The organism is Streptomyces sp. SolWspMP-5a-2 (assembly GCF_900091845.1).
Taxonomy (GTDB): domain Bacteria; phylum Actinomycetota; class Actinomycetes; order Streptomycetales; family Streptomycetaceae; genus Streptomyces; species Streptomyces doudnae.
Genome location: NZ_FMCI01000346.1, coordinates 1 through 3,939, shown reverse-complemented (window position 1 = coordinate 3,939; position 3,939 = coordinate 1). Strand labels below are relative to the sequence as shown.

General features: G+C 76.5%; 3 protein-coding genes and 1 pseudogene. 3 read left to right on the top strand and 1 reads right to left on the bottom strand.

Features of this window, described 5'->3' with window-relative positions; translation table 11 throughout:
- From GA0115242_RS41050 to GA0115242_RS34150, 3 genes and pseudogenes are all read left to right on the top strand, one after another.
- Positions 1-737: pseudogene (locus GA0115242_RS41050) on the top strand (serine/threonine protein kinase); the annotation flags it as partial.
- Between the two features lie 129 nt (positions 738-866).
- Positions 867-1,568, top strand: a complete 702-nt coding sequence (locus GA0115242_RS34155) for a DUF4232 domain-containing protein (RefSeq protein ID WP_093835512.1) — start codon at positions 867-869, stop codon at positions 1,566-1,568.
- A gap of 81 nt (positions 1,569-1,649) precedes the next feature.
- Positions 1,650-2,906, top strand: coding sequence for an SLC13 family permease (locus GA0115242_RS34150; RefSeq protein WP_176729969.1), 1,257 nt, complete (start codon positions 1,650-1,652; stop codon positions 2,904-2,906).
- A 115-nt stretch (positions 2,907-3,021) separates the two neighbouring features.
- Here GA0115242_RS34150 and GA0115242_RS34145 read toward each other — a convergent pair.
- Positions 3,022-3,939, bottom strand: a 918-nt coding sequence (locus tag GA0115242_RS34145) for an RICIN domain-containing protein (protein ID WP_141721857.1), incomplete at its 5' end; no start/stop codon positions are given.

Below are 3,939 nucleotides of genomic sequence, written 5' to 3'. Positions count from 1 at the left end.
CCCGAGCGGCTGCGCCCGGCCTGGACGCGGAGGTGCGGCGGGCGCTGCTGCGGGCGCTGGAGCCGGACCGGGAGCGGCGCTGGCCGGACGCGCGCGCCTTCGCCGAGGAGCTGGAGCGGCTGGCCTCGGCCGGCGCCCGCCCGCCCCGGCGCCGCACGGCCCTGCTGGCGGCGGGCGCCGTGACGGTGCTGGTGGCCGCCGGGGTCGGGGTGGCGCTGCTGCCGGACGGCGGGAGCGGGACGGACGGGACGGCCGCGGCGCGCACGGTGCGGGTCACGGACGGCACCGGGCAGGTCTCGGCCGAGGTGCCCGCGGGCTGGAACCGGCAGGTGCGGGTCTCCGGCTGGGACCCGGCGGCGCTCGGGCTCGCGGACGGCCACCGGCCCGGGTTCGCGGTGGCGGACGACCTCGCCCGCTGGCAGGACCTGTCGGCGGAGGTCGACGGCGTCTTCGTCGGGCTCGGCGAGCAGGGCGGGGACGGCGGGCTGACGGACGCGGTGGAGGCCGTGCGCCATCCCGGCTGCCACTACGAGGGCGCCGACACCCGGGCGGACGGGCGGTGGCGGGACCGGATCCGCACCTGGAGCGGCTGCTCGGGCGGCGCGGGCACGGTCACGGAGGCGGCGCTCACTCCGGTGGCCGACGGCGCTGGGCCGCGCGTGTACGTGCAGATACGGCAGAGCGGCGGTTCGTCGCAGACGGATCGGATACTCGCTTCGGTGCGCGTCGGGAAATGAGGCGCACTGCCCCCTCGGTCGTGCGAACTTTTCCGGCGCGGACCGCATCGGACAGGGTTGACGGGGCACACTGCGCCGTACGTGCCCCCTCGGCGGGGTACGGAGAGACATCCGGGAGTGTTGAGGAAGATGGCGAACAAGTCCCACTCCGTCCGCGGGACGGCCGTGTCGGTGAGCGCGTTGGCGCTGCTGGGTCTGCTGACCGCCTGTGGTCCCGGCGGTGACTCGGCGGGCGGCCCCAGCACCCTGTCGGGCACGGCGGCTCCGGCCTCCGGGGGTTCGACGAGCGCCTCGGCGGGCTCCTCGGCGGGCGCGACGCCGTCGGTGACCCCGAAGGACGGCGGCGTGCCCGGCTCCGCCTCCTCCGCGGGCGGCACGCCGTCCGAGGCGATCTCCGCCTCCGGGAGTGTCAGCACCCGCTGCCACACCGCCGAGCTGCGGGCAAGCGTCGGGCGCAACGACCCGGGCGCCGGGCAGGAGAACTTCCCGATCGTCCTGACGAACACCTCGACGCACAGCTGCACGCTGCGCGGCTATCCGGGCGCCGCCTTCCACAGCGCGGCGGGCAAGCAGCTCGGCGCCGACCCGAAGCGCACCTCGGGCTCGCCCGACACGGTGACGCTGACGCCGGGCGCGAGCGCCTGGGCCGGGCTGACCTTCTCCAACCCGCAGGTCAGCGAGGCGAAGACGGCGACGCCCGCGACGCTGGTGGTGACCCCGCCGGACGAGCGGGACTCCCTGACGGTGAAGTGGTCGGGCGGCCAGGTGCCGGTCTCCGGGAACTCCTCGTCGGTGTTCCTGACGGTCTTCGCGCCGGGCACCGGAGCCTGACCGGCGGGGGCTTGCGCGGTCTTCTTACCCGGACCTGTTTGGATGGCGTCCCCGCCATGATCACTGCGCAAGGACCCCGCCCTGAACACCGCGCTCGCCGAAACGCTCTCCGTCGTCCTCCTCGTCGCCGTGCTCGCGGCCGCCGTGGTGCGCCCCAAGGGGCTCCCCGAAGCGGTGGTGGCGGTCCCGGCGGCGGGCGTCGTCATCGCGACCGGGGCGATCGGCCTGGACCACGCGCGCGAGGAGGTCGAGCGGCTCGGTCCCGTGGTGGGCTTCCTCGCGGCGGTCCTGGTGCTGGCCCACTGCTGCGACGTGGAGGGCCTGTTCCAGGCGTGCGGCGGCTGGATGGCCCGGCACGCGGCGGGCTCCCCGACGCGGCTGCTGACGGCGGTGTTCGTGCTGGCGTCGGTGATCACGGCGGTGCTCAGCCTGGACGCGACGGTGGTGCTGCTGACGCCGGTGGTGATCGCCACCGCGGCGCGGGCGGGCGTCCGGGCGCGCCCGCATCTCTACGCCTGCGCGCACCTGTCCAACACGGCGTCGCTGCTGCTGCCGGTCTCCAACCTGACCAACCTGCTGGCGTTCGAGGCGAGCGGGCTGAGCTTCACCCGGTTCGCGGCGCTGATGGCGCTGCCGTGGGTGGTGGCGGTCGGCGCCGAGTACCTGGTGTTCCGGCGCTTCTTCCGCGCCGATCTGGCCGCCCCGCTGCACGCCCCGGAGGCGGGTGAGCCGCCCCGGCTGCCGAAGTTCGCGCTGATCACCGTGGGCTGCACGCTCGCCGGGTTCGTGGTGGCGTCCACGGTCGGGATCGAACCGGCGTGGGTGGCGTGCGCGGGCGCCCTGGTGCTGGCCGCGCGGGTGCTGGCGCGACGGCGGGACACGGCGCTGTCCGTGGTGCGGTCGGCGTCGCCCGCGTTCCTGGCGTTCGTGCTGGCGCTGGGCGTGGTGGTGCGGGCGGTGGTGGACAACGGGCTGGCCGACGCGCTGGACCGGGTGCTGCCGTCCGGTGAGGGGCTGCTCGCGCTGGTCGGTGTCGCGGTGCTGGCCGCCCTGCTGGCCAACCTGATCAACAACCTCCCGGCGGTGCTGGTGCTGGTGCCGCTGACGGCGCCCGCCGGGGCGGGCGCCGTCCTCGCGGTGCTGCTCGGCGTGAACATCGGCCCGAACCTGACCTACGCGGGGTCCCTCGCGACGCTGCTGTGGCGGCGGATCGTGCAGCGGCACGACCAGGAGGTGGCGATCGGGGAGTTCACCCGGCTCGGCCTGCTGACGGTGCCCGCCGCGCTGCTGTCGTCGGTGCTGGCCCTGTGGCTGGCGCTCGGCGTGATCGGCGCCTGAGAGGGGCCCGCGCGCCGGGCTGAGCGCCTCGCCGGTCTCCGTCCGATCCGGTCCGGTCCTGTCCCGGGGACGCCCGCACCCGGTGCGCGTCCCACCGGCCCCCGTTCCGCGGGCGTCAGTGACGGCTGTGTCCGCCGCCGTCGCCGTAGCCCCAGCCGCGTCCGCCGTTCCCGTAGCCCCAGCCACCCGGGTAGCCGCAGGCGGAGGGATCGGTGGAGCAGGCGGAGCCGGACGGTACCGGATCGCTCGCGGCGGGGGCCGGGGTGGCGGACGCGGGGGCCGCCGACGGGGTCGGGGCGGGCGTGGCGCGCGGGGCCGACCTCGGGGCGGGCGCGGCGGACGGGGGCGTGACGGCCGCGGTCTCGGCGTCCCAGTTGACGGCCTCCATCTGGAGGTCGGCCTTGGAGGTGTCGAAGACCCAGCGCTGGGTCCTGCTGTCGCTGCGGGTCTTGAGGACCAGCGCACCGGAGCCGTCGGTGGCGGCGGGGGCCAGCGCGAGGTCCTGGTCGCGGCGGGAGACCAGGGTGCCCTGGAGGGTGAAGTCGTAGCGGACGCTGCGGGCGCCCTCGCCGGTGGCGCCGGTGCAGGGCGCGAGCTGGACGGAGTAGCCGAGGCGGGAGTCGAGGCAGAGGTTGGGGTCGGCGGCGCTGCGCAGCGCTCCGTCGGTCTCGTACGCCCACAGCTGCCCGGCCGCCGACGAGCAGGCGCGGAGGCCGACCTCGGCGCCCTCGGCCGTCCTGCCGCCGACGACGGAGACGCACAGCCCGGAGTCCAGGTTGTGCAGCCGTCCTTCCAGGGTGCCGTCGGCGGAGGCGCCGGTGCCGATCCAGGAGCCCTCGGCGTCGGAGGTGCTGCGGCCGGTCTCCGGTGAGCCGGAGGGGCGGGCGCCCTCGGCCTTCGTGTCCCCGCCGCCGCTCAGGGAGGACCACAGCACCAGCGGGAGGACGACGAGCCCGCCGACGGTCAGGGCCGCCGCGGCGACGTTGCGGCGGCGGGCGGCCGCCCGTCTGGCCGCCTTGGCGGCGGTGCGGCG

What these genes read in the sequence shown, in the direction of transcription:
- GA0115242_RS34155 (WP_093835512.1), top strand. Translation starts at nt 867, where the DNA reads ATGGCGAACAAGTCCCACTCCGTCCGCGGGACGGCCGTGTCGGTGAGC.